Genomic DNA, 25,584 nt, shown 5'->3' with positions numbered 1-25,584 from the left:
ATCCGCAACGCCCTTATGCTACTGACGCAGAGGTTGCAGGAGCAAATATGGATCAGGCAGTACAGCCGATCGTGACGGCACAGGATATCGAGGCGGCGGAACGCGTGGTCGGCGTGTGCTATACGCCGGCGGAGCGCGCGCTGGTCGCCGCCGAAATCGCCGAGCAGATCGGCCTCGCCGCCGCGCGCCGCGCCGATACCATGCGGCGCAACCGCGATGACGAGGACATGCCGCCGGCGACGGTGTTCGACCCGCGGCTGCCCGGGTTCCGCATGCCCGAATCCGCGCCGCTGCACCTGCCGAGCACCATGCTGCCGCTGCCGGACGATGATATCGATATCGCCTTCGCGCCGATCACCGCGCAGATCGGCTGGATCCGCGCGGGATCGCTGACCGCGACGCGGCTGACCCAGATTTATCTCGACCGAATCGCGCAGCAGAACCCCGTGCTGCATTGCTATGCGCGGCTTAATCCGACGGCACTCGATGAGGCCGCAGCGCTCGATGCGCGCGGCGTGCGGGGCGACTGGGCGGGACCGCTGCACGGCATTCCCTATGCGTGCAAGGACATCATCGACACCGCCGGTCTCGCGACCGACTGGGGTGCCCAACCGTTCGAGGGGCGCGTGCCGGTGGCCGACGCCATCGTGGTACGGCGCCTGCGCGCTGCCGGGGCGATCATTCTCGGCAAATCCACCGTCGGCGCGCTGGCCTATGGCGATATCTGGCACGGCGGGCAAACCCGCAACCCGTGGAATCCCGCGGAAGGGTCATCGGGTTCCTCGGCCGGCTCCGCCTCGGCCACCGCGGCGGGCTTGTGCGGATTCTCGCTCGGCACCGAGACCTATGGCTCGATCGTGTCACCCTCGACCCGCTGCGGCACGGTCGGCCTGCGGCCGAGTTTCGGCCGTGTTGCGCGCAGCGGCGTGATGTCGCTGTGCCCCAGCCTCGACAAGATCGGCCCGATCGGCCGCAGCGTCGATGATTGCGCGCTCGTGATGGCGGTGATCAACGGCGCCGATGCGACCGATGTTTCCAGCATCGAGGCGCCGTTCGGCGGCGATCTGGCGCGTGACCTTACCACGCTGCGGGTCGGGTATTTCCCGGCCGATGTCGAGGGCGAGGGCTCGCTCGATCAGGATCGTGCGATTCTCGAGCACTGCCGCGCGCTGGGCGTGCATCTGGTCGCGCTGACCCGACCCGACCTGCCGTACGACAGCCTGACCTCGATCCTGATGGCCGAAGCCGCTGCCCTGTTCGAGCCGCTGACGCTGAGCGATCGCGACGATCTGCTGACCTGGCAGGATGCCGATGCCTGGCCGAACCAGTTTCGCATGGCGCGGTTTCTCTCCGCGGTCGATCATATCCAGCTCGACCGGTTGCGCCGCCGCGTGATGATCGCGATGGACACATTGTTCACCGAGGTCGATGTCATGATCGGGCCTGCTTTGGCCGGCCCGATGCTCGGCATCACCAATTTCACCGGCCACCCCTGCCTGTGCCTGCCCTCCGGCTTCATCGCCTCGCCGAGCCGGATCGCCGATACGCTGGCCGGCACCCGCACCGCGACCGATGCGCCGACGCATCATGTGCCGCATGCCTCCAGCCTGTGGGGCCGCCTGTTCGACGAGGCGCCGATGCTGGCGCTGGGGCGCGCGCTCGAATCACGCCTTGGCCTCGCGCTGCGGCCGCCCGCGCGCACTGCGACGTCCCCCTGACAAATCGATGAAGATGTATCATAAAGGAGATCGCTTGGCTGAAAATGAGAATAGCGTGATCAGGGAGCATGCTCGCTAGAATGGATCAGACCGGACCTCGGCTCGTCGATATCGCGCCGGAACTCGCACGTGAGATCGCGATCATCCTCGCGAGCGGCCTGTTCGACGCCGGATTCTACGCCGCCCAGCGCCCCGATCTGCCGACCGATGCCGATCCCATGGTGCATTTCTGCGTGATCGGCTGGCGAACCGGGCGTAAACCCAATCCATATTTCGACCCGGATTATTACCGCAGCACGAACCCCGACATCGCCGCCGCCGACCTCAACCCGCTGGTCCATTACATCGAATTCGGCGACCACGAGGGCCGCGACCCGTCACCGATGTTTCACGCGCTATGGTATCGTGGCGCCTATGGCGTGCCGCAATCTCAGCTCGCGCTCGCCGATTTTCTGAACCGCCGACGCACCGGCCAGGTCAGTCCGGTGCCGGTGTTCAACCCGACCTGGTACCTCGAGCAGAACCCGGATGTCGCGGCGACCAAATCCGACCCGTTCGAACATTTCTGCGCCTTCGGCGTCGTCGAATCGCGCGACCCCTCACCCGATTTCGATATCGGCTTCTATCGGGGCCGTTATGCCGAGGATATCGGCGGGCAGAACCCGCTGCTGCACTATATCGCAAACCGGGGCGGGCGATTTCTGCCCAAACGCCCGCTGCACGAGCGCCTGATCGCCGGCGCGGTTCGCACCGCCACACGGCCATCGCCCGCGTTCGAAACCATCCAGCCCTTGCCCGCCGGCACCCCGCGCCTGGCCACGCTGCTCGCCTACTACCTGCCGCAGTTTCATCCAATTGCGGAAAACGACGCGTGGTGGGGCACCGGCTTTACCGACTGGACCAACCTCGCCCGCGCAACCCCGCGCTTCGCCGGGCATTACCAGCCCCGCGTGCCGCGCGATCTTGGCTATTATTCGTTGCAAGACCCGGCAACCCTGCCCCGCCAGATCGAACTGGCGCGCGCGGCCGGCATCGGCGGTTTCGTGTTCTATTACTACTGGTTCAACCGCAAGCGCCTGCTGCAAAACCCGCTGGAACGTCTGCTCGCCGACCCTACGCTCGACACGCGCTTCTGCCTGATGTGGGCCAACGAGAATTGGACCCGCCGGTGGGACGGCCAGGAACGCGAAATCCTGCTCGCCCAGGACTATGAACCGGAGGACGATATCGCCCTGGTCGATGATTTCGCCCGGCATTTCATTGACCCGCGCTACATCCGCCTCGAGGGCCGGCCGCTGCTGATGATCTATCGCGCCGCCCTGATCCCGGATGGCCCGGCCACGATCGCGCGCTGGCGTGCCCTGTTCGCTGAACGCCACGGCGAAAATCCGCTGATGTTCATGGCCCAGAGCTTTCACGACTACGACCCTGCCCGCCACGGGCTGGATGGTGCCGTCGAGTTCCCGCCGCATAAACTCGTGGTCGACGCGCCCAAGATCAACGCGACTCTCGATAATTTCGACCCCGAATTCACCAGCGACGTGTTCAACTACAATGATATTGCCGCCATCTCGCTCGCAGACCCCGACCCCGCCTATCCGCTGATCCGCACCGTCGTGCCGGGCTGGGACAACGATGCGCGGCGCGAAGGCAAGGGCGGCGTTATCTTGCAGGACGCAACCCCCACCGCGTATCAGACCTGGCTCGCCAGCCTGATCGACCGCGCGCGCCGCCGGCCGGTGTTCGGCGAGGCGATTGTCTGCATCAATGCCTGGAACGAATGGGCGGAGGGCGCCTATCTCGAACCCGATCTGCATTTCGGCGCCGCCTTCCTCAACGCGACCGGCCGCGCCGCGAGCGGGCTGCAGGACAGCGACACCGCACGCAACATCCTGCTGGTCGGCCATGACGCGCTCAACCACGGCGCGCAATTGCTCCTGCTGCACCTGGCGCGCACCCTGCGGCGCAACCACGGCATGGTGCCGCGCATTCTGCTGCTCGGCGGTGGCGAATTGATCGGCGCCTATCAGGCCGAGGGCATTACCGATGTCGCGCCGGACGAAGGCGCGCTGCTCGCGCATATCGCCCGCTACCGCGCACGGGGCATCGCAACCGCCATCGTCAACAGCGCCGCCTCCTCACGCGTCTGCACCCTGCTCGCCAAAGCCGGTATCGCGTCCACCCTGTTGATCCACGAAATGCCGCGCCTGGTGCAGGAACGCGCGCTGCGCGGCGTCACCCGCCAGGGCATGGCCGCGGCCAGCGCCACGGTTTTCTCATCCGCCTTCGTGCGCGACGCGCTGTGCGCCGCCCTCGAACTGACGCCGCCGAACACGCACGTGTTGGCCCAGGGCAACTACCAGGGTGTGCGGTTTTCCAACGCCGCACGCGCCACGTTCCGCACGCAGCACGCCCTCGAAACCAGCGATTACGTCGTGCTCGGCGTCGGCTTCGCCGATCTGCGCAAAGGATTCGACCTGTTCCTGCAGGTGTTTCGCCAGATCGCGGCGGTGCGCGACGACGTGCATTTTTTCTGGATGGGCGAGGCGCATTTGTGGATTCGCGACTACCTCGGCCTGGAAATCGCCGCCGCGACCGCGACCGGGCGGTTTCATATGGTGGCGTTCGATGATGACGTCGCGACCGCCTATGCCGGTGCCGACCTCTACGCCCTCACCTCGCGCGAGGACCCGCTGCCGAGCACCGTGATCGAAGCGATGGCCGCCGGCGTGCCGAGCATCGCCTTCGAGGGCGCCGGTGGCATCCCCGATCTGCTGCGCGCGAGCGAAACAGGCGCCGTCGTGCCGATGGGCGATGTCACAGCCTTCGCATCCGCCATCCTCGACCGGCTCGACCATACCGCGCTCGAATCCGACCGCCGGCGCCTCGCCGCGATCGCCGAGCGGCATTTCGATTTCCCGGCCTACGCCGCGCAATTGCTCCGCATCGCCCACCCTTCCCTCATCGGCATTTCATGCGCCGTGTTGAGCTATAATTACCGCGATTACCTCGCCGACCGGCTCGGCTCGGTGTTCGGCCAGACCTACCCGCTCACCGAAATCCTGCTGCTCGACGACGCCTCGACCGATGGCTCGGTCACCGAAGCCCTGCGTCTTGCCGCGGATTGGCGGCGCAGCATCGCGCTGCATCGCAACGCCACCAACGGTGGTTCGGTGTTCGCCCAATGGCGGCGCGCCGCAACACTTGCAACCGGGGACTACGTTTGGATCGCCGAAGCCGATGATCAGGCCGACCCCCGCATGATCGGCCGCCTCGCCGACGCCCTCACCCACGCGCCCGACGCCGTCATGGCGATCGCGGATTCCCGCGCGATCGACGCCACCGGCACCACCCTGATGCCCGACTATCAGAACTACTATGTCGAATCCGGCGCACCGGACCTCGATCGGTCATTCGTGATGAGCGGACGCGATTTCGCCACCCGCTTCCTTGCCACCCGCAACCTGATCCTGAACGTCAGCGCTGTCCTGTTCCGCCGCAGCGCCCTGCTCGCCGCCCTCGACCGCCTGGGGCCTGAACTGCTGGACTGGAAACTCGCCGGCGACTGGCGGCTCTATCTCGAAATTCTGACCACGACCGATGCCAGCGTCGTCTGGCTCGCCGAACCCTTGAACATCCACCGCCGCCATGACCGCGGCATGACCGCGGCCCTCAACGCCCGGCGCCATCTGGCGGAGATTGCCGGCATGCACGAAATCGCGGCGACAGCGCTGGATCTCGATGACGCCGCGCGGCAACACCAAGCCACCGACCTCGCCGCCCTCGCCGACCGTTTCGGCGTGGCAATAACCGACATTGCGTTGCACAATTTTACCGGGCCTGCTTAACTATACCTTAAGGCTTCCACCGTCTGCTCTAACGACCAATCAATCGCATCACGCCAGACAAACTGGGTATTTTACATGAAGATTTTGATTACCGGTGGCTGCGGCTTCATCGGTTCCGCGGTTATCCGGCACCTGATCGCAACGACCGGTCATGACGTTATCAATATTGACAAAATGACCTACGCCGCCTCGGAAGACGCGCTCGATGCGGCACGATCGAGCCCGCGCCACACGCTGATCCGCGCCGATATCACCGATGCCGCCGCCATGCGCAGCGCCTTCGCAAGCCACCAGCCCGATCTGGTCATGCACCTCGCCGCGGAATCCCACGTCGATCGCTCGATCGATGGCCCGGCCGATTTCATCAACACCAATATCACCGGCACCTTCATCCTGCTCGAAGCCGCCCGTACCTACTGGTCAGCCCTGCCCGAACCGCGCAAATCCGCCTTCCGGTTCCACCACATCTCGACCGATGAAGTGTTCGGTGCCCTCGAAGCCACCGACCCACCCTTCACCGAAACCACACCCTACGATCCGCGCAGCCCCTACTCCGCCAGCAAAGCCGCCTCCGATCACCTGGTCCGCGCCTGGCACCACACCTACGGCATGCCCACCATCGTCTCCAACACTACCAACAACTACGGCCCCTGGCAGTTCCCGGAAAAACTCATCCCGCTCGTCCTGCTCAACGCGCTCGATGGCAAACCCCTGCCCGTCTACGGCGATGGCTCGAACATGCGCGACTGGCTGTTCGTCGATGACCACGCCGAAGCCCTCGCCCTCATCGCGCTGAACGGCACACCCGGCGCCACCTACGCCATCGGCGCCCGCCAGCCCCGCACCAACCTCGACGTCGTCACCACCATCTGCCGAATTCTCGACGAAAAAATCCCCGACCCCGCCGGCCCGCGCAGCCGCCTGATCCGCTTCGTCACCGATCGGCCCGGTCACGATTTCCGCTACGAAATCGACCCCACCACATCCGAAACCGCACTCCACTGGCACGCCACCCATAATTTCGAAACCGGCATCGCCCGCACCATCGACTGGTACCTCGCCCACACCGCCTGGTGGCAACCCATCCGCGCCGCACGCTACGCCGGCCAACGCCTGGGGACCGCGGCATGAGGGCCGTGCCGGTTGCGAGAAAGGCCGGGGCTTCGCCCCAGACCCCACCAGGAGGCGCCGCCTCCTGGACCTCCGCTAAGGGCGCAGCCCTTAGAACCCGGAGTTTTAGGAAAGGGGTGGGCGCTGCCTCGCATTTGTCACGTCTATGGACTGGATCGCCCACCCCTTTCCTAAAACTAATGGATTTTAAAGGCTCCGCCTTTAACGGGGTTCCAAGGGGCAGCGCCCCTTGGTGGGGCTTGGGGCGAAGCCCCAACCTGTCTCACATCAGCACGGCCCTCACACCATGATCACCAAGGGCATTATCCTGGCCGGTGGGTCGGGGACGCGGCTGCATCCGACGACGCAGGCGACGTCGAAGCAGTTGTTGCCGGTTTATGACAAGCCGATGGTTTACTATCCGTTATCGACTTTGTTGCTGGCGGGGATTCGCGACATTCTGTTGATTTCGACGCCGGCGGATTTGCCGCAGTTTCAGCGTTTGTTGGGGGATGGGGGGCAGTTCGGCGTCACCATCACCTATGCCGAGCAGGCGTCGCCGGATGGTTTGGCGCAGGCGTTTCTGATTGGCGAGGCGTGGCTGGCGGGTCAGGCCTGTGCGTTGGCGCTGGGCGATAATCTGATTCATGCGGATCATTTGTCGGTCTCGTTGCGTGCGGCTGCGGCGCGGCCGGAGGGGGCGACGGTGTTTGCCTATCAGGTGCGCGATCCCGAGCGGTATGGCGTGGTGAGTTTCGACGGCGAGGGTCGGGCGGTCGAGATCGTCGAGAAACCGGCGGTGCCGTTGTCGAATTGGGCGGTGACCGGGCTGTATTTTTATGACGATCGGGTGACGCAGTTTGCCCATGCGATCAGGCCATCGCCGCGGGGCGAGTTGGAAATCACCGACCTTAACCGGATTTATCTTGAAAACGGCTCGCTGCACGTCGAAAGATTGGGACGCGGTACCGCGTGGCTGGATGCCGGCACGCCGGACTCCTTGTTGCAGGCGGCAACGTTCGTGCAGACGATCCAGCAGCGGCAGGGCAATCTGGTCGGCTGTCCGGAGGAGGTCGCGTTCCGGATGGGGTTCATCGATGCGGCGACGTTGCGGGGGCGGGCCTTGAAACTGGGCAAGACGGAACTGGGGCGTGTGTTGATCGAACTGGCGGATGGGATGCACCAATGATCGAGGCGCAGGCGATTGCGGATGTTCTGCTGATCTCACCGCCGCGGTTTGCCGATCAGCGCGGCTGGTTCAGTGAAAGCTGGAATCAGGCCAAGCTGGCCTCGCTCGGCTTTCACCACGAGTTCGTGCAGGACAATCATTCCTACTCCGCCCAAACCGGCACGATCCGTGGCCTGCATTGCCAAGTGCTGCCGTTCGTCCAGGGCAAATTGGTGCGCTGCGTGCGGGGATCGATCTGGGATGTCGCGATCGATATTCGCAAGGGCTCGCCCGATTTCGGTAAATTCGTCGCAGCCGAGTTGTCGGCCGCCAACGGGCGGCAATTATGGATCCCCGGGGGTTTTCTGCACGGGTTCTGCACGCTCGAGCCGGATACCGAGGTGATCTACAAGGTAACCGCCGGGTATGACAAAGGCTCGGAGCGGGGTGTGATCTGGAACGACCCCGACCTTGCGCTGCCCTGGCCGGTCTCACCCGAACATGCGGTGCTGTCGGACAAGGATGTGTTGCTGCCGCGGCTGGCGTCGTGCGATTCCTGGTTCGTGTTCTGACATGACAGACCGCCCGATCCTGATCACTGGCGCGACCGGGCAACTCGGCATGGCGCTCGCCGCGCAGGCGAAGCTGGCGTTCGAGGCGGTGGGGCGGCCGGTGTTCGATTTCGAGCGCCCCGCGACGATCACGTCGTGTTTTGCGGGTGCCGCGCCATCGCTGGTGATCAACGCCGCGGCGTGGACGGCGGTGGACGCGGCCGAGCAGAATCACGATGCCGCGTTTCGCGCCAACCGCGACGGGCCGGGGATTCTGGCCGGTCTCTGCCGTGATGCCGGGATTCCGCTGATCCATGTCTCGACCGATTACGTATTCGATGGCGACAAGGGCGCGCCCTATATCGAAACCGATCCGGTGGCACCGTTGGGCGTTTATGGCGCCAGCAAGGAGGCGGGCGAGCGCGCGGTGCTGGAGTCGGGCGCGATGGCGATCGTGCTGCGCACCTCCTGGGTGTTTTCCGCCCGCGGCAAGAATTTCGCACGCACCATGATCAACGCCGCACGCAAGACCCGTGCGTTGCGCGTGGTGGGCGACCAGCGCGGCACGCCGACGGCGGCCGAGGATCTGGCGGCGGCGATTCTCGCGATTGCCGGGCAAATTCAGAATGGCGGCTGGCAATCCTCGTTCCAGGGTCTTTTCCACGCGACCAATACCGGCGAAACCACCTGGCACGGATTTGCCGAAGCGATTTTCGACATCGCCGCGGCCCAGGGCGAAACTCGCCCGGTGGTTACCGCGATCACCACCGCCGACTGGCCGACACCGGTGAAGCGCCCCGCCGATTCCCGGCTGGACGGCACCAAACTCGCCACGGTGTTCGGCCTGCGCCTGCCCGCTTGGCACGATGCGACGGAGCGGGTGATCACCACGATGCTCACGGCAGACCGATCGCCATGATCGCGATCCTGCTCTCCACCTATAACGGCGCGCGCTTCCTGCCCGAGCAGTTGGAGAGTTTCGAGCGGCAGACCGACAGCGACTGGCGCGTGGTATGGCGCGATGACGGCTCGACCGACGAGACCCGCAGCATCATGGCCCGTTTCACGGCGAAGATCGGCCCGGCGCGGTGCCGCGAAACCGCCGGGTCTGGCGCACATCTCGGCGCGGCACAGAGCTTCCTGTCATTGCTGCCCGAAGCGGCCGACGCCGATTCGGTCGCCTTCGCCGATCAGGACGACGTCTGGCTGCCCGACAAGCTGGCCCGCGCGCGCGAGGCACTGAAATCCGCCGGCAACCAGGCCATGCTGTATTGCGCCCGGCAATATCTGGTCGATGAGCATCTACAGGGCCACAATCTGTCGATCCTGCCGGGCGACAAGCCGGGGTTCCCCGCCAGCCTCACGCAGAACATCGTGCACGGCAATACCATGGTGATGAACCGGGCGGCGGCCGACCTGGTCGCGCGCATTCCCGGCCCGCCCGGCACGGTGCATGATTGGTGGAGCTATATCGTGATCACGGCGTGCGGCGGCGTGGTGCTGATCGACCCGAAACCGGTGGTGCTCTACCGCCAGCACCGCGAAAACCTGATCGGCTCGCCACCCTCCACCCTGGCCCGCGCGGTCGCTGCCCTACGCCGCGGTCCGGGGATTTTCATGACCATGATGCGCCGCCATGTCGGGCAACTCGCCGCCCACACCGAATTCCTGACCGAACAAGCGCGCGGCGACGTGGCGCGGATCGGCGAAGGCCTGCGCGGCGGCGTGGCGCCGCGCTCGCGCGCGCTACGCTGCCCCGGGCTGAAGCGGCAGACCGAGCTTGAAAACATGCTCTTCCGCCTCTGGTTCATGATCGGCTGATCGCGACTCAACCGGCGCCACCTGCGCCGTCGCGATCGCCTGCGCCATGATCTGATCCACCGCGTCCCGCAGCGAGGTCGGATAGAGGCTCGCCCCGATCGCCGCCTGGAAATCACCATAGCGTTCGTAATCCGCCTTGGTGGTCCAGAACCCGACCGCAATCGGCACATCGGGCGATGCCCGGCGCAACCGCCGTACCAGATAGCGCACGCTCGAAGGTGCTGCCGCAATATCCAGGTAACACAGAAAGATCATTGCAATCCCGTCCATATCGAGGCTCGCGACATGCGTCCGCGCCGCGGCCTCATGCGGCACGATGCGCGTTCCAATGCCATGGCGGGCCAGCAGCTGGGCCATGATGGCGCAGCCCTCGCGATCGAGCGCGCCGCGCCCGGCGATGCACATCACCGGTGCCTCACCCTGCCAGACCGGCGCCAATTGCCCGCGCGGCGGCATCACCAACCGCGCGGGCACCGCGGGCGGGCCCACCTGATCCGTTCCCACCTGATCGGTTCCCGCCTGATCCGTTCCCGCCGGGGACGGGCGCACGGGTTTTTCGCTGTCCACCTGATCGTCGAGCCCATCGATCAATTCGGCGACGGTATCGGTGATGCGATCGAGCTGGCCGGGGTACAGCGCGCCCCGCACCGCATCGCCGGCGGCAAGCCGCAAGGCCGGCAGCACAACGCTGTCGTAATAGCCGCACAGTGTGCGGTCCCGCAGCAAAACCTCCGCCTGGTCCAGCGCCTCATCCGGATCGCCGGCAAGCGCCCTTTGATAGAACGTCTCGACCGGCGTCAGCGCGGGCCGATCGCCCAGCAGCACATCAAGAAACTCCAGCCGCTCGACATGGCGGCCGAGAACCACGAAACACAGGGTGAGCGGCGTTGATAACAACAGGCCGACCGGCCCCCACAGCCACCCCCAGAAAATCGCCGCGACCACGACCGAGATTGGCGAAAGCCCGGTCGTCCGGCCATACACCATCGGCTCGACCACCTGCCCCACCACTGTCTCGCCGACGACGAACAGCACCAGCGTCCAGATCGCCATCGACCAGTCGGGGTCGACCGCCGCCGCCAGCAGCAGCGGCGGCACGGCGGCGATGAAGCTGCCGATATAGGGAATGAACCGGGCCAGCGCGGTCAGCACGCCCCACAGGATCGCCCCCGGCACGCCGATCGCGAACAACCCGAGCCCCACCACCACGCCAAATCCAGCGTTGATCAGAAACTTGGTCAGGAAATACCGGCTGAGCCGGTCGGCCGCGTCATCGAGCGCGGTGGTCGTGCGGTGCAGATCGGTCGAGCCGAACAGCCGGATCATGCGATCGCGCAGATCCTCGCGATACAAGAGAATGAAGCTCGCGACCGTGAACACAATGAACATGATCGCGAGCGGATCGAGCATTGGCCCGATGATGCCCTTGGCGACATCGGTCGGCGAAATCGGTGCCGGCACGACCGAAACGCGCTCGGGCGGCGGCGCGCGATCCGCGGAGTGGTGCTCGGCTTTCGGTGCCGCGGCATGCTGCAATTCCTTGCCGGCCTGTTTCACGAAACTGTTGAAATTCCCGACCGTCGCATGGCGGATCATATCGATCTTCTGCACAATGATGGTCTGCTCCGCAGGCACTTCGCGCACCAGCGCGGTCACCTGCGTGCCGATGATCGCACCAAGCCCGAGCAGAACCACCAACGGCAACGCCATCGCCAGCATCACCGAACCCACGCGCCCGCAGTACCAACGCCGCAGAAACGCAGCGATCGGTGCGACCAGAAAGCTCAGCAACACCGCCAGCGTGATCGGGATCAGCACGTCCCGCGCGAAATAGAGTGCAGATATCACGACCACGGCCACCGCGAGCGACAACAACCCGCGTAACCCGGGTGTTTCGGCCGGCGGAATCGTGACCGGGCCGTCCGTAACCGGCGTCGGTCGCATTGTTCGCATATCTGAATCCCCGTTTTCGCTGATATGGGGGGCGCATCGCCCGAAAAAAGCATGCAGGTGACAGCAAAAGGAAAACCGGGCACGAGCCGTGCTCCGCGCGGGCGCATCCACGCCGCGCGAACGACGGGATCGAACGTTCATCATGGGTTTCATTTTTGCGGTTCTGGTGATCGATTCGCTGGGCTTCGGGCTGATCGCGCCGATCCTGCCGGACTTGGTGCAAAAACTCGCGCATGTGCCGCTGTCGCACGCAGCACTCTGGGTCGGCACGCTCAGCATGACCTTCGCCGCCACCCAGTTTTTCGCATCCCCGGTGCTGGGCCAGTTGAGCGACCGGTTCGGCCGCCGCCGGCTGATCCTGATTTCATTGTCGGGCAGTGCTGCCAACTATATCCTCCTGGCATTTGCACCCACCATCGGCTGGCTGTTCATCGGCCGGCTGATCGCGGGTGCCACCGCCGGCAACGTCTCCGCCGCCAGCGCCTACATCGCGGACATCACGCCGCCTGAACAACGCGCGCAGCGCTTCGGCATGATCGGCGCCGCCTTTGGCCTCGGGTTCATGGCAGGCCCGATGCTGGGCGGGTTTCTGGGAGCCATTAACCTGCGCCTGCCGTTTCTGGTCTCGGCCGGGCTGGTTGCGGTGAACGTGATCTACGGCATTTTCGTCCTGCCGGAATCCCTGCCGGTTGAAAAACGCCGCCCGCTCCGCCTGCGCGATGCGACCCCCCTGGGTGCCATGCGCCTGTTGACGACGGTACCCCGCCTCTGGCGTCTGGCGGCAGCGTGGAGCGTGCGCTGGTTCGGGCTGGGCGCTTTGCAGGCGGTGCTGGTGCTGTTCACCGAGTTGCGCTTCGGCTGGGGGCCGCAGCAGAACGGCATTCTGTTCGCCGCCGTCGGCGTCGCATCGACAATCGTGCAATTCACCTTGGTCAAGCGGGCGGTCACGCTGTTCGGCGAGCGCGGTGCGGCGCTGGTCGGCTTCGGCGCCAGCGCGATCGGCTTCATGATGTTCGGCCTCGCGCCAAGCCCGGTGTGGCTGTTCGTCGGCATTGCGTTCACCTCGCTCGGCTCGGTCGCCAACCCCGCGATCCGCAGCATGATCTCGCGCGCCTTGCCGGCCGATCAACAGGGCCGCGCCGCCGGTGCGCTCGCCTCGATCGAAGGCCTCACCGCCATCGTGGCTCCGCTGACCGGCGCCTTCGTGTTCGATCTGTTCAGCCGCAACGTCCCCTGGCGGCTGCCCGGCGCGCCGTTCGTGATGGTCAGCGCAATGCTGGTCGGCGCGGCATGGCTGATCCTGACGTCGGCCCCCCGAACCAGCAAGACGCGCGCCGAAAAATGACGAACGCGCCGCGCTCATCAACCTGATCAGCGCCGATTTCAGCGCGACCTGCAACGTTAACCCGCTTTCAGCTTTTGATCATTACACGGGTAAGCGGTAAACGCGTATCACCTCTTCATGGCGGAACATGTCCATCAGCGTCCATCTTGACCGCATCACCGACCCGATCGTAGCGCAGGACGAGCGGCACGCCGGCTCATCGGTGCGCCAGCCCGAATTGCGCGTGTTGATGGCCACCCGCTACGGCCGGCTTGGGGCCAGCAGCCGGCTCCGCCTGTTGCAATACGCCGAACCGCTGGCCGAGCAGGGCATTTTATCCACGGCCCGGCCGTTCCTGTCCGATAATTACGTCAAGGCGCTTTATGAAGGCCGCAGCCGCCTGCCCGCCGTGCTTGCCGCCTATGCCCGCGCGCCCGCACTGCGGGCGGCGGTGCAGGAGCACGACATCGTCTGGATCGAGAAGGAATTGCTGCCGTTTCTGCCGGCCTTGTTCGAACGCGCGCTGCTCGGCGCAAACAAGAAATTCATCCTCGATTTCGACGATGCGTGGTTCCTGCGCTACGGCGGCGAGGGCGAAGCGGGCGGCCGCAACCGTCTGGTCCGCACCCTGCTCGGCGGCAAATTCCCCACCCTGCTGCGGCGCGCCGCACTCACCATCGTCGCCAACGAAACCCTGCGCGACTGGGCGCTACGTGCGGGGGCGGCCAATGTCCTGCTGCTGCCCACCGTGGTCGATCTCGATCATTATCCGCCAACCGCCATGCCCACCAACCCGGTCTTCACCATCGGCTGGATCGGCACGCCGGTTACGGCACCCTATCTCGCACGCCTCGCCGAGCCGCTGCGCCAGCTATCGGCGGAGGCACCGCTCGAATTGCTGGTGATCGGCGCGCCCGATTTCACCCTGCCCGGCGTCACTTGCCGCCATCTGCCCTGGAGCGAGGCGACCGAGGCGGCCATGATCAGCCAGTGCGACGTCGGCATCATGCCGCTGCCGGACGATGCCTGGGCGCGCGGCAAATCGGGCTACAAGCTGATCCAGTACATGGCCGCCGGTCGGCCGACCATCGGCAGCCCGGTGGGGGCCAATACCACGATCGTCGAGGATGGTGTCACCGGATTCCTGGCCGGCCCCGCCGCCACCTGGGCCGACCGGTTGCGCCGCCTGCGCGACGATCCGCCCCGCCGCCAGGCCATGGGCAGCGCCGCACGCCTGCGCGTCGCCGCCGATTATGCGCTGCAAGCCACCGCGCCGCGCCTCGCCGCCGCCATCCGCAGCATCGCGGCACGCTGACATTTCGCGGCACCACTGCTATGTCGCGCCATCGCGACCCGAAACACTGATCACGCAGGCGGACCATGGCTGGACATTCCCAATTCAAGAACATCATGCACCGCAAGGGGGCGCAGGATATCCGCCGCGCGCGGCAATTCGCCAAGCTGATCCGCGAAATCACCGTCTCGGCCAAGCAGGGCCTGCCCGACCCGGCCGCCAACCCGCGCCTGCGCGCCGCCTGTGCCGCCGCCCGCCAGTCGAACATGCCGCGCGACACGATCGAGCGCGCCATCAAAAAAGCCGCCGGCGTCGGCGGCTCGGAGGATTATGTCGAGGTGCGTTACGAGGGCTATGGCCCGGCCGGCATCGCCATCATCGTCGAAGCCCTGACCGATAACCGCAACCGCACCGCGTCGGACGTGCGGACCGCGTTTTCCAAGCACGGCGGCTCGCTCGGCGAAAGCAATTCGGTCTCCTTCATGTTCGACCGCATCGGCCTGGTGCGCTACCCCGCCGCAGCGGCGAGCGCGGACGCTATGCTCGAAGCCGCGATCGAGGCCGGCGCCGATGATGTGCTGAGCAGCCCCGACGGCCATGAGGTGATCTGCGCGATCGATGAATTCTTCGCCGTGCGCGATGCGCTGGAACAACGCTTCGGCGAGCCCGAGACAGCCAAACTGGACTGGCGGCCGACCACCACCACAACGCTCGATGAAGACGCCGCCCGCGCCGTGCTCAAACTGATCGACGCGCTCGATGACAGCGACGATGTCCAGAACGTCTACGCCAATTTCGAAATCCCCGAAGCGGTCATGCAGGCGCTGGACGCCTGATCAGCCGATTTCCGGCCGTCGCGCATGATCAGGCGCTGGGTCTTCGAAAAAACAGCCGTGCTGAACGTCCGGTTGTTTGGGTCCGCGGTGGGGCGCGCGTATAACAGGGCGATGGCGATTCGCGCGCGCATTCTGGGCATCGATCCGGGACTACGGTTCACCGGATTCGGTATCATCGAGGTCGATGGCAACCGCCTGCGCCATGTGGCGGACGGCGTGATCGCAACCGACGGCGATGCCTCGGTGGCCGAGCGCCTGCGCGTGCTCGATGCCGCGCTGAACCAGTTGCTGCGCGACTACACGCCCGATTACGCCGCGGTCGAGGAAACCTATGTCAACCGCAACGCCACCGCGACGCTGAAACTCGGCTACGCGCGCGGTGTGGCTTTGCTGGCACCCGCCCGGGCCGGCGTGCCGGTCGCCGAATATGGCGCGAAAACCGTCAAACGCTCGGTGGTCGGCACCGGCAATGCCGAAAAATCCCAGGTCGCGCTGATGGTGCGCCGCCTGCTGCCCGGTGCCGCGATCCGGCGCGCCGACGCCGCCGATGCCCTCGCCGTCGCAATCTGCCACGCGCATCATCTGGCCACCGCATCCGTGATGCCCAGCTTGCTGACCGGGGCCGCATGATCGGCAAACTGACCGGCCTTGCCGAACAGATCGAGGACGGGCGCTGCCTGATCGATGTCAACGGCGTCGGCTACGTCGTGTTCCTATCCTCGCGCAGCCTCGCCGCCCTGCCCGCCCCGCCGGCGCGGGCGAGCGTGCTGATCGAAACCCAGGTGCGCGAAGACGCCATCACCCTGTACGGCTTCATCGACGGCGCGGAACGCGACTGGTTCCGCCTGCTCACCACGGTGCAGGGCGTCGGCGCGAAAGTCGCCCTCGCCCTGCTGTCCGCCCTGCCGCCCGACCGGCTGGCCGGTGCCATCGCATCATCCGATCGCGCGGCGATCACCCGCGCCCCCGGCGTCGGCCCGAAACTCGCGGCACGGCTGATCGCCGAATTGCGCGAACGCATCGCCGCCATGCCGACCAGCGGCGCGTTCGGCGTCGTGTCGATCGCACCAGCCCCAGCCGCACCCAGTATCGCGGGCGATGCGATTTCCGCCCTCACCAACCTCGGCTACCGGCGCAGCGAGGCCGAACAGGCGGTCGCCGCCACGCTCGCCGCCCTCGGCGCCGAAACCGCGCTCGATGCGCTGATCCGCGACGGTTTGCGCCGGTTGGCCCGATGATTGATGATGAAGACTCCCGCCTGCTCTCCGGCGCGCGCGACGCCGAAGACGGTCCCGAAGCCGCACTCCGCCCGCAGACCCTGGCCGATTTCACCGGCCAGCAGGCCAGCCGGGAAAACCTTGCCATCTTCATCGAAGCCGCCCGCGGCCGCGGTGATCCGCTCGACCACGTGCTGCTGCACGGCCCGCCCGGCCTCGGCAAGACCACGCTGGCGCAGATCATCGCGCGCGAAATGGGTGTCGGTTTCCGCGCGACCTCCGGCCCGATCATCCAGAAAGCCGGCGATCTCGCCGCCATCCTGACCAATCTGCAGCCGAAGGACGTGCTGTTCATCGATGAAATCCACCGCCTGCAACCGGCGATCGAGGAGGTGCTCTACCCCGCGATGGAGGATTTCGTGCTCGACCTGATCATCGGCGAAGGCCCGGGCGCGCGCTCGGTCCGCATCGACCTGCCCCGCTTCACGCTGATCGGCGCCACCACCCGCTCCGGCCTGCTCGCCAACCCGCTGCGCGACCGGTTCGGCATCCCGCTCCGACTGATTTTCTACACGCCGGAAGAATTGACACGGATTGTAACCCGTGCAGCCCATCTGCTGGGCATGAACCTGACCCCGGATGGTGCCGCCGAAATCGCCAAACGCTCGCGCGGCACGCCCCGCATCGCCGGCCGCCTCACCCGCCGGATCCGCGATTTTGCAACCGTCGCTGGCACCGCCATCATCGACAGCGCCGCGGCCGACGCAGCGTTGAGGCGGCTCGACGTCGATCAGCGCGGGCTCGATGCGATGGACCGGCGCTATCTCCGCCGCATCGCCGAACACCATAACGGCGGCCCGGTCGGTATCGAAACCCTCGCCGCCGCGCTGTCCGAACCGCGCGATACGCTGGAAGACGTGGTGGAACCCTTCCTGATCCAGGAAGCCTTCCTCACCCGCACCTCGCGCGGGCGGATGCTCGGGCGCGACGCCTGGGCCCATCTCGGCATCCTGCCGCCACCATCACCCAACGGCCAGCATGATCTGCTGTTCGAACCATGAACGCGCTGCACCACGGCACCCACCGCCTGGGGTTGCGGATCTATTTCGAGGATACCGATGCCGGTGGCATTGTTTATCACGCGAATTATCTGCGCTACGCCGAACGCGGTCGCTCCGAAGCCCTGCGCAGCCTCGGCGTACCCCACGCGGAAATGATCGCCACGCATGGCAGGATGTTCGTGGTGCGCCGGGCCAATATCGACTATGAGCGGCCCGCGCGACTCGATGACTGGCTGGTGGTGGCAACAACCGTGCTCGCCATCGGGGCGGCGCAGGTCACGCTTGACCAGACGATCTGGCGCGACGATGTGGCGCTGGTGCGGATCAAACTCGGGCTTGCCTGTATCGACGCGGTCAGTCAAAGGGCCGCACGGCTGCCGGCGCCGATGCGGACGGCGCTGGAGCGGATGCGGATGGACGGAATTGCAGACGGCCGCGTTGCCGTGGAAGGGACTTGAACATGGATCAGGCTGTCAACGCCGCGGGGCTCGCCGCACCGAGTGCGAATTTATCGCTACTGGGCTTGTTTTTGCAGGCGAGCTTCGTCGTGCAGTTCGTCATGCTGCTGCTGCTGGCCGCCAGCATCTGGGTGTGGGCGATCATCATCGAAAAAACCATCACCATCCGCAGGGTCAACCGCGACGCCACCGCGTTCGAGGACAAATTCTGGTCTGGCCGCAGCCTCGATGAACTCTACGAACAGGAAGGCTCCGAGCCCGGCCACCCGATGGCCGCGGTGTTCGGTGCGGCCATGGGCGAATGGCGCCGCTCCTCACGCGTCGCCGGCGCCGATATCGTGCGCTCGAGCGTGAACGAACGGGTCGATCGCGCCATGGGTGTCACCACCATGCGGGAAATGGAACGGCTCGAACGCCACATGGTCTTCCTCGCCTCGATCGGCGCGGTGGCACCGTTCGTCGGTCTGTTCGGCACCGTCTGGGGCATCATGCACTCCTTCGCCGCCATCGCCGCCATGCATAATACAAACCTCGCGGTCGTCGCCCCCGGCATCGCCGAAGCGCTGTTCGCCACCGCGATCGGCCTGGTCGCCGCCATCCCGGCCGTGCTCGCCTATAACAAGCTCTCGACCGACCTTTCCCGCGTCGCCGCCCGCCTCGAAGCGTTCGGCGCCGAATTCAGCGCCATCCTGTCGCGCCAAGCCGAAGAGCGCGCATAATGGCCGGCGGTCTGCTCGACAACAAACGCGGTAACCGGCGCAGCCGCTACCGCCCGATGGCGGAAATCAACGTCACCCCGCTGGTCGACGTGATGCTGGTGCTGCTGATCGTGTTCATGATCACCGCCCCCCTCATCACCTCCGGCGTGTCGGTCAACCTGCCCCACGCCAACGCCAAACCGGTCAATACCGACGCAACCCCCATCACCATCACCGTCAACGCGGCTGGCGATGTCTACCTGCAGAATTCTAAGGTCGCCCTCGATAATCTGGTCGCCACGCTGCAACAAATCGCCAAAAACAATACCGACCGCCGCATCTTCGTGCGCGGCGATACCAGCGTGCCCTACGGCACCATGCTGAAAGTGATGGCCACAATCACCAACGGCGGGTTCGATAAAGTCGCCCTCCTCGCCCAACAACCCACCCCGTCCGCACACTGACCCGGGGTCGGCTATGGAGTTGAGGGACATGAGCAGGAACAAGGCCGGGGGGCGCTGCCCCCTGGACCCCCGCCAGGAACTGAGTTCCTGGACCTCCATAGTTTTGGCAGGGGGATGGCGCGCCCCTGCTCTGGAAGCGCCCGTGCCCGTGAGCGCCATCCCCCTGCCAAAACTCCGGGGGTCTGGGGCCTCAGGCCCCAGCGGGGTCCAGGGGCAGAGCCCCTGGCCTTCTTCCCACCCATACCCCCCACCCCAGAGCTGACCATGGACCGGGGTTTACGGCGTGGGGCGATCGTGTCGGGGCTGGTGCATCTGGCCGTGATTCTATTGGCGATCGTAGTGCTGCCAACCGAGCATTTGCAGGCACCGGCGACGGCGGCGGTCGATGTCACGATCATTGGTCCGCATGTGCCGCAGCAAGCGTTGCACAAAGGCAAGGTGCCGGCACCGGCCGATACCAAGCGGGTTCACAAGGCGCATCTGACCAAGGAAAAGCCGAAGGACCAGCCGAAGATCGCCCCACCCCCGCCACCGCCGCCGCCACCACCGGCCCCGCATGCGCAGCCGAAGCTGCCGCGCCCGCCCGCGCCGGCGCCACCGCCGCCGCCGCCGCCGCCAACGCGGGCGCCGACGCCGTTGCCGACACCACCGCCCCCGCCGCCGCATCCGCCCCAGAAGAAAACCGAGGTCAAGCCGGCCAAGAAGCTGCCCTTGCCGCCCAAAAAGCAGCCGCCGACGCCGGCGCAGAAAAGCCCGACCAGCCAGAAGCATGTGGTCAAGACGCCGGCGCCGATGAGCCAATCGGTGCTGAACACGATTGCCAAGCTGCGTTCGCTGGAAAAGCAGAAAAAAGCGCCGACCGCGAAGTATAATCCGCGCCAGGGCGGCGCACCGCAGGGTGGCGGCACCAAAATGAGCACGGCGAATTCCGGCCTATCGGCCGCGCAGCGCAACGCGATCGGCTCGGAGGTTCAGCCCTGCTGGGGCATCGATGCCGGGGCACCCGGCGTGTCCAGTTTCAGCGTGCTGTTGCAGGTGGTGACCGATGCTTCGGGCGTGGTGCGCGAAGCCGAGGTTGCACCGGCCGATCAGGGCAAGCTGGGCGATCCCGTGTTCAGCGCATTCGCCCAACGGGCTGTCGATGCGGTGAAAAACTATCAATGTGCCAAACTGCCGCTGCCGCCCTATATGCTCGGCTCGGTTCACACGTTCATTTTCCGGTTCACGCCGTAACTTCGCCGAAATTACAGGACAGAGGTCATCGATGACAACAAATCGCTCCATTCCTGCGCCCCATCTGCGTGTGCCCAACACGCTGGTCGAACGCCTGCCGCCGCTGTCGCGTCGCCTGATGCTCGGTGCCGGTGCGGCCGGGTTGATCCTGCCGGGGTTGGCACGGGCGCAGAGTGCGCCGGCCGGTGCGGGTTCCGCCGGCAATGGCCCGGGTGACGCCATCAACGTATCCGGCGCACATAACGCGCCGATCCCGATTGCGCTGCCGCCGTTCACCAACGCAAGCGCCGGGGCATCTGAGCTCGGCGACCAGATCGCGCAGGTGATCACATCGGACCTCGATCATTGCGGCTTGTTCCGCTCGATCGATGCGAACAGTTTCGTGCCGAATTCGGTGGCCAATGGTGTGCCGGTCTGGGCGAACTGGAGCATTCTGGGTGCCCAGGCGCTGGTGACCGGCAGTGTCACCGACCAGGGCGGCGGCCAGGTGCGGGTGGAATACCGGCTGTGGGGCGTGTCGCAGCAAAAGCAGTTGCAGGGCACCGCCTACACCACCGCTTCGGGTAACTGGCGGCGGATCGCGCATATCATCGCCGACGATATCTATCAGCAGATGATCGGTGAGAAGGGCTATTTCGACACCAGGGTTGCCTATATCTCGGTCTCCGGCCCGCCGACCGGGCCGACCAGGCGCATGGCGATCATGGATTACGATGGTGCCAACACGCGGTTCCTGACCTCGGGTCGTTCGATGGCCCTGTCGCCGCAGTTCAATCCGACGCGCCAGCAGGTGGCGTTCGTGAGTTTCGAGAACAACAATCCGCGGGTATTCCTGTTCGATCTGCAGACCGGCGCGCGCAGCGTGGTCGGCAATTTCGGCGATATGAGTTTCGGCCCGCGTTTCAGCCCCGATGGGTCGGCGCTGCTGGTGTCTGTTTCGCGCGGCGGTGGTGCGATGATCGTGAAATACGATCTGGCCAGCCACAGCCAGACGCCACTGACCGATGCCAATTCGATCAACGTGACGCCATGCTACAGCCCGGACGGCAGCAAGATCGTGTTCAACTCGGACCGCGATGGCTCGGGCGACCAGCAATTGTTCGTCATGGGTGCCGATGGTTCGAACGTGCAGCGCATTTCCTACGGCAGCGGCCGTTATGCCGAGCCGGACTGGTCGCCGCGCGGCGATCTGATCGCGTTCACCCGCCTGGGTTCGGGCGGCTTCGGCATCGGCGTGATGAAGCCGGATGGCTCGGGCGAGCGCATCCTCTCGCAAGGCTATCTCGAGGAAGGCTCCACCTTCTGCCCGAACGGCCGCGTGATCATGTTCTATCGTCAAACGCCGCTCCGGGTCGGCAACGTGTCTCATCTGGTCACGATCGGCACGGACGGTTTCAACGAGCGCATCACGCCGACGCCGACCAACGCGACCGACCCATCCTGGGGTCCGCTGCTGTCGTGAATCGGCGCATCATTTCGCCCCGGTGATTGGTATCGGATTGCGCCGATAGGCCGAAAGGCCGCGCCCCGCCATCCCACCCGGCGGGGCCGCACCGCCCGGTGCGGCGATCGGCAAGATCTGCGGGTGGCCGTGCAGCCCAGCAAATGCGAACCCGCCGACGCCGAACTGGCGCAGCGCGATCGCGCCCGGGGCCGGTTTCACGTCCGTTTTCGCCGGTTGCGGAATGCTCGCCATCCCCGCCGCGACCGGCAGCAGCACCGGCGCCGGCCCTCCCTGACCATGCCAGACCGCCAGCACTTTCTGCTCATAGGGCAACCCGAGCGCGGGTGTTTCGGAATGATACGCGCCAACCGCTGGATTCCACCCACCCAACCGGGTTTTCAGCCGCCGCAGAAATTGCGCGCCGTACAGCGCGTTCGAGGCTGGATCGAACGCCTGAGCAAGTGTGGCGAAAGCGGTCGGATGATGCTCCAGGTTGATCTGCATGCAGCCGATGTCGAGCGAAGCGATGCCCTGGTTTTCAAAATCCTGCGCCGCCGCCACCGCCTGCGCCTCGGTCGCATAGGTGTGGCCGGTGCCGTTGGCGTCGATCGTCCAGGGCCAAGGTGCCACCTGCCCGGTCTGCCGATCGCGCTGACCGGATTCCACCGTGGCAATGGCGTTCAGCAGCCCCGCCGGTGTATGGGCAACGCCCTGCGCGAGGTTCAGCGCTGCGGCGCACAACGCCGACGGATCGCCGATCGGCCCCAGCGGCGGCACGATACCGGCGGGCAACGCCCACGCAACCACCGGCCAGGCCAGCACGCTTGCGAGCCAAACAACAGCGATCACGGCGGCGCGTCTGCAATACATATCAGGCAGTATCAGGCCCGATGATTAAAATTTAATAAATTTCCGACCGAAAATACGCCATCGTGCTCCAATTGCATCCACTTGGACCAGATTGCCCTCAAATGAGCGATGCTGCACTGCAAAAAAGTTCTTGCATCATTCTGCTCGCCTGGATATAACCGTCTCAGCAACACGGCGACCAGTTCGCTTTGTTTGCTTTCTTGGACGTTTCCTCCCTAAACTTGGCGGCACGAAAGTGCCGCCCTTTTTTTTGACCTGGAAAGAAATCATTCAAAGCGGCACGACCGATCGCTCGGCGGCTTTGCTTCACGGCCGGCACGCTCTACAATACCTTGTGCCTAACAGCGCCCTACACCAAGGAGTGGCCGATGCTCAATACCAGCCCCGATTTCAAGGAAAACGTCCGCCACGCCATGGCGGATGCCGGGTTGCAAAAGGCGCTCGACCGTGCCAAAAAACCCTTCGCCCTGTCGCGCGCCAACGCCGTCGCCGGCCTGCCGGAGTTCGAAGCCCTGCGCGAAACCGCCAAGGGCATCAAGAACCACACCATCGCCCATCTCGATTACTACCTCGAAGCCTTCACCAGCCAGGTCGAATCCAAGGGCGGCCAGGTCCATTGGTGCCGCACCGCCGAGGATGCGCGCAATGCCGTGCTCGGCATCTGCCAGCGCGTCGGCGCGCGCACCGCGACCAAGGGTAAGTCCATGATCTCCGAGGAAATCGGCCTCAACGATTTTCTCGCCGAACAGGGTATTGAGCCGATCGAGACCGATCTTGGCGAATACATCCTGCAACTGCGCAACGAGGCGCCCAGCCACATCATCGGCCCGGCCTTTCACCTCAACCGCGAGGATTGGGAGGAAAGCTTCCGCGCTGCCCACACCCATCTGCCGGCCGACCGGGTGTTCGCCGAAAAACGCGACATCCAGGCCGAGGCCCGCGCCGTGCTGCGCGAAAAATTCCTCGCCGCCGATGTCGGCATCACCGGTGCGAATTTCCTGATCGCCGAGACCGGCACCTCGATCATCGTGACCAACGAAGGCAACGGCGACCTCACTCAAACCCTGCCGCGCGTGCATATCGTGCTGGCATCGCTCGAAAAAGTCGTCCCGACCATCGAGGATACGCTCTCCCTGCTGCGCGTGCTGGCCCGCTCGGCAACCGGTCAGGAATTCTCGGTCTACACCACGTTTTCCACCGGCCCGAAGCGCCCGGGCGATCTCGACGGGCCGGAGGAATATCACGTCGTCCTGCTCGACAACGGCCGCTCCAACATGGTCGGCTCCGAGTTCCAGGACATGCTGCGCTGCATCCGCTGCTCGGCCTGCATGAACCATTGCCCGGTCTATCTCACGGTCGGCGGTCACGCCTATGGCTCGATGTATTCCGGCCCGATGGGCAGCGTGCTGACCCCGGCGATTTTCGGCGCCGACCAAGCGCATCTGCTGCCCAGCGCCTCGACCTTCTGCGGCAAATGCGAGAGCGTCTGCCCGGTCAAGATCCCGCTCACCGGCATGATGCGCCATTGGCGCGAACGCGCGTTCGAGCGCAATCTCTCCCCAGCCACCGGCCGCTACGGCATCGGCATCTGGGGATTTTTCGCCCGCCGGCCCGCGCTTTACCGCGCCGTCACGCGCATCGCCTCCTGGAGCCTCGGCCTCGCCGGGCGCAAACGCGGCTCGTTCCGCTCCCTGCCGCTCGCCGGCGCCTGGACCAAGGACCGTGACATGCCCGCCCCCGAGGGCGAGACGTTTTTTGCCCGCTATGCCAGGGAGCAGCGCAGCCGATGAACGCCACCTCGAACGACCAGCGCGCCGCCATCCTCGCCGCCATCCGCCGCGGCCTCGGCCGCGGTGCCCTGCCGGCCGACCAGTCGATGATGCTGCAAGCCCGCATCGCCGCCCACCCCCGCCAGATCATACCCGCCCGCGTCGCACTCGATCATGCCGGGCTGATCGATCTGTTCGTCGCCAACGCCACGCGTGAGTTTGCAACGATCGATCATATCCAGGACCGTACCGCCCTGCCCGAAGCCATCGCGACCTACCTCCGCGCCCAGAACCTGCCGATGGAACTCACCATCGCGCCGCACCCGACGCTGGAGCACATCGACTGGTCGGCCAACACCCTGCTGACCACGCGCTTCGGCCGTGCCGCGGCGAGCGATATGGTCTCCGTCCAGGCCGGATTCGCCGGCATCGCGGAAACCGGCACCCTGATGCTGCCCTCCGGCGCCGGCACGCCGACCACGCTGAACCTGCTGCCCGATACCGAAATCGTCGTGCTCGACACCAACGACATCGTCGGCCCGTACGAGGACGCGTTCGACCGTCTGCGCCAGGCCGGCGCGATGCCCCGCAACGTCATGCTGGTCACCGGTCCGTCGCGCTCGGCCGATATCGAGCGCACCCTGGAACTCGGCGCGCACGGGCCGCGGCGGCTGCACATCGTGCTGGTCGGGGCTGATGATCAGCGAAGCGAGTAAGCGCTTCTTTTTGTAAAAAGAAGCAAAAACT

Annotated in this window: 22 protein-coding genes; 20 read left to right on the top strand and 2 right to left on the bottom strand. The window is 65.7% G+C overall.

What is annotated here, in order from left to right; all coding sequences use genetic code 11:
• Nucleotides 1-47 precede the first annotated feature (47 nt).
• The 7 genes from BW994_RS01250 (at nt 48) to BW994_RS01220 (ending at nt 10,216) form a co-directional block, all read left to right on the top strand.
• Nucleotides 48-1,718 (top strand): amidase, encoded by a 1,671-nt coding sequence (locus BW994_RS01250; RefSeq protein WP_029312705.1) that lies wholly within the window; start codon nt 48-50, stop codon nt 1,716-1,718.
• Nucleotides 1,719-1,786: 68 nt separating this feature from the next.
• Complete coding sequence (locus BW994_RS01245) at nt 1,787-5,566, top strand: glycoside hydrolase family 99-like domain-containing protein (protein WP_245594168.1); 3,780 nt, start codon at nt 1,787-1,789, stop codon at nt 5,564-5,566.
• A gap of 75 nt (nt 5,567-5,641) precedes the next feature.
• Nucleotides 5,642-6,697 (top strand): dTDP-glucose 4,6-dehydratase, encoded by a 1,056-nt coding sequence (gene rfbB, locus BW994_RS01240; RefSeq protein WP_029312707.1) that lies wholly within the window; start codon nt 5,642-5,644, stop codon nt 6,695-6,697.
• Nucleotides 6,698-6,983: 286 nt separating this feature from the next.
• Nucleotides 6,984-7,865, top strand: coding sequence for a glucose-1-phosphate thymidylyltransferase RfbA (gene rfbA, locus BW994_RS01235; protein ID WP_029312708.1), 882 nt, complete (start codon nt 6,984-6,986; stop codon nt 7,863-7,865).
• The gene (gene rfbC / locus BW994_RS01230) at nt 7,862-8,416 is read left to right on the top strand and encodes a dTDP-4-dehydrorhamnose 3,5-epimerase (protein WP_029312709.1); all 555 of its coding nucleotides are present in this window, start codon (nt 7,862-7,864) and stop codon (nt 8,414-8,416) included. The genes rfbA and rfbC overlap by 4 nt, the downstream gene beginning before the upstream one ends.
• Nucleotide 8,417: 1 nt before the next feature.
• Entirely contained in the window at nt 8,418-9,314 is an 897-nt protein-coding gene (gene rfbD, locus BW994_RS01225) for a dTDP-4-dehydrorhamnose reductase (RefSeq protein ID WP_029312710.1), read from the top strand.
• Nucleotides 9,311-10,216, top strand: coding sequence for a glycosyltransferase family 2 protein (locus tag BW994_RS01220; protein ID WP_029312711.1), 906 nt, complete (start codon nt 9,311-9,313; stop codon nt 10,214-10,216). Before rfbD ends, BW994_RS01220 begins: the two co-directional genes overlap by 4 nt.
• On the opposite strand, the gene BW994_RS01215 is transcribed toward BW994_RS01220, so the two are convergent.
• Entirely contained in the window at nt 10,142-12,169 is a 2,028-nt protein-coding gene (locus tag BW994_RS01215) for an AI-2E family transporter (RefSeq protein WP_081849145.1), read from the bottom strand. The two genes, BW994_RS01220 and BW994_RS01215, sit on opposite strands and share 75 nt — an antisense overlap.
• 142 nt (nt 12,170-12,311) lie before the next feature.
• Between BW994_RS01215 and BW994_RS01210 the strand changes: the two genes are divergently transcribed.
• The 11 genes from BW994_RS01210 (at nt 12,312) to tolB (ending at nt 22,216) form a co-directional block, all read left to right on the top strand.
• A complete protein-coding gene (locus tag BW994_RS01210) occupies nt 12,312-13,514 on the top strand; it encodes a TCR/Tet family MFS transporter (RefSeq protein WP_029312713.1) in 1,203 nt (400 codons plus the stop codon).
• 127 nt (nt 13,515-13,641) lie between these two features.
• Entirely contained in the window at nt 13,642-14,808 is a 1,167-nt protein-coding gene (locus BW994_RS01205) for a glycosyltransferase (protein WP_051657464.1), read from the top strand.
• Between the two features lie 65 nt (nt 14,809-14,873).
• A complete protein-coding gene (locus BW994_RS01200; RefSeq protein WP_029312715.1) occupies nt 14,874-15,623 on the top strand; it encodes a YebC/PmpR family DNA-binding transcriptional regulator in 750 nt (249 codons plus the stop codon).
• Between the two features lie 111 nt (nt 15,624-15,734).
• Complete coding sequence (gene ruvC, locus BW994_RS01195; protein ID WP_029312716.1) at nt 15,735-16,253, top strand: crossover junction endodeoxyribonuclease RuvC; 519 nt, start codon at nt 15,735-15,737, stop codon at nt 16,251-16,253.
• Complete coding sequence (ruvA, locus tag BW994_RS01190; protein WP_029312717.1) at nt 16,250-16,861, top strand: Holliday junction branch migration protein RuvA; 612 nt, start codon at nt 16,250-16,252, stop codon at nt 16,859-16,861. The genes ruvC and ruvA overlap by 4 nt, the downstream gene beginning before the upstream one ends.
• The gene (gene ruvB, locus BW994_RS01185; RefSeq protein WP_029312718.1) at nt 16,858-17,901 is read left to right on the top strand and encodes a Holliday junction branch migration DNA helicase RuvB; all 1,044 of its coding nucleotides are present in this window, start codon (nt 16,858-16,860) and stop codon (nt 17,899-17,901) included. Before ruvA ends, ruvB begins: the two co-directional genes overlap by 4 nt.
• Nucleotides 17,898-18,359, top strand: coding sequence for a tol-pal system-associated acyl-CoA thioesterase (gene ybgC / locus BW994_RS01180; RefSeq protein ID WP_029312719.1), 462 nt, complete (start codon nt 17,898-17,900; stop codon nt 18,357-18,359). The genes ruvB and ybgC overlap by 4 nt, the downstream gene beginning before the upstream one ends.
• Nucleotides 18,360-18,361: 2 nt before the next feature.
• Nucleotides 18,362-19,078, top strand: a complete 717-nt coding sequence (gene tolQ / locus BW994_RS01175) for a protein TolQ (RefSeq protein WP_029312720.1) — start codon at nt 18,362-18,364, stop codon at nt 19,076-19,078.
• A complete protein-coding gene (gene tolR, locus BW994_RS01170; RefSeq protein ID WP_029312721.1) occupies nt 19,078-19,521 on the top strand; it encodes a protein TolR in 444 nt (147 codons plus the stop codon). The genes tolQ and tolR overlap by 1 nt, the downstream gene beginning before the upstream one ends.
• 264 nt (nt 19,522-19,785) lie before the next feature.
• Nucleotides 19,786-20,754, top strand: coding sequence for a hypothetical protein (locus tag BW994_RS01165; protein WP_029312722.1), 969 nt, complete (start codon nt 19,786-19,788; stop codon nt 20,752-20,754).
• A gap of 31 nt (nt 20,755-20,785) precedes the next feature.
• The gene (gene tolB / locus BW994_RS01160; protein WP_051657465.1) at nt 20,786-22,216 is read left to right on the top strand and encodes a Tol-Pal system beta propeller repeat protein TolB; all 1,431 of its coding nucleotides are present in this window, start codon (nt 20,786-20,788) and stop codon (nt 22,214-22,216) included.
• A gap of 9 nt (nt 22,217-22,225) precedes the next feature.
• On the opposite strand, the gene BW994_RS01155 is transcribed toward tolB, so the two are convergent.
• Complete coding sequence (locus tag BW994_RS01155; RefSeq protein WP_245594169.1) at nt 22,226-23,047, bottom strand: transglycosylase SLT domain-containing protein; 822 nt, start codon at nt 23,045-23,047, stop codon at nt 22,226-22,228.
• Nucleotides 23,048-23,436: 389 nt separating this feature from the next.
• Between BW994_RS01155 and BW994_RS01150 the strand changes: the two genes are divergently transcribed.
• Together BW994_RS01150 and BW994_RS01145 are read left to right on the top strand one after the other, a co-directional pair.
• Nucleotides 23,437-24,858 (top strand): lactate utilization protein B, encoded by a 1,422-nt coding sequence (locus BW994_RS01150; protein WP_029312725.1) that lies wholly within the window; start codon nt 23,437-23,439, stop codon nt 24,856-24,858.
• Complete coding sequence (locus BW994_RS01145; protein WP_029312726.1) at nt 24,855-25,553, top strand: LutC/YkgG family protein; 699 nt, start codon at nt 24,855-24,857, stop codon at nt 25,551-25,553. Before BW994_RS01150 ends, BW994_RS01145 begins: the two co-directional genes overlap by 4 nt.
• Nucleotides 25,554-25,584: the final 31 nt, after the last annotated feature.

This window comes from Acidiphilium rubrum (assembly GCF_900156265.1).
Taxonomy (GTDB): Bacteria; Pseudomonadota; Alphaproteobacteria; order Acetobacterales; family Acetobacteraceae; genus Acidiphilium; species Acidiphilium rubrum.
The sequence above is the reverse complement of the archived record's forward strand: the minus strand, read 5'-3'. Positions and strand labels throughout refer to the sequence as shown.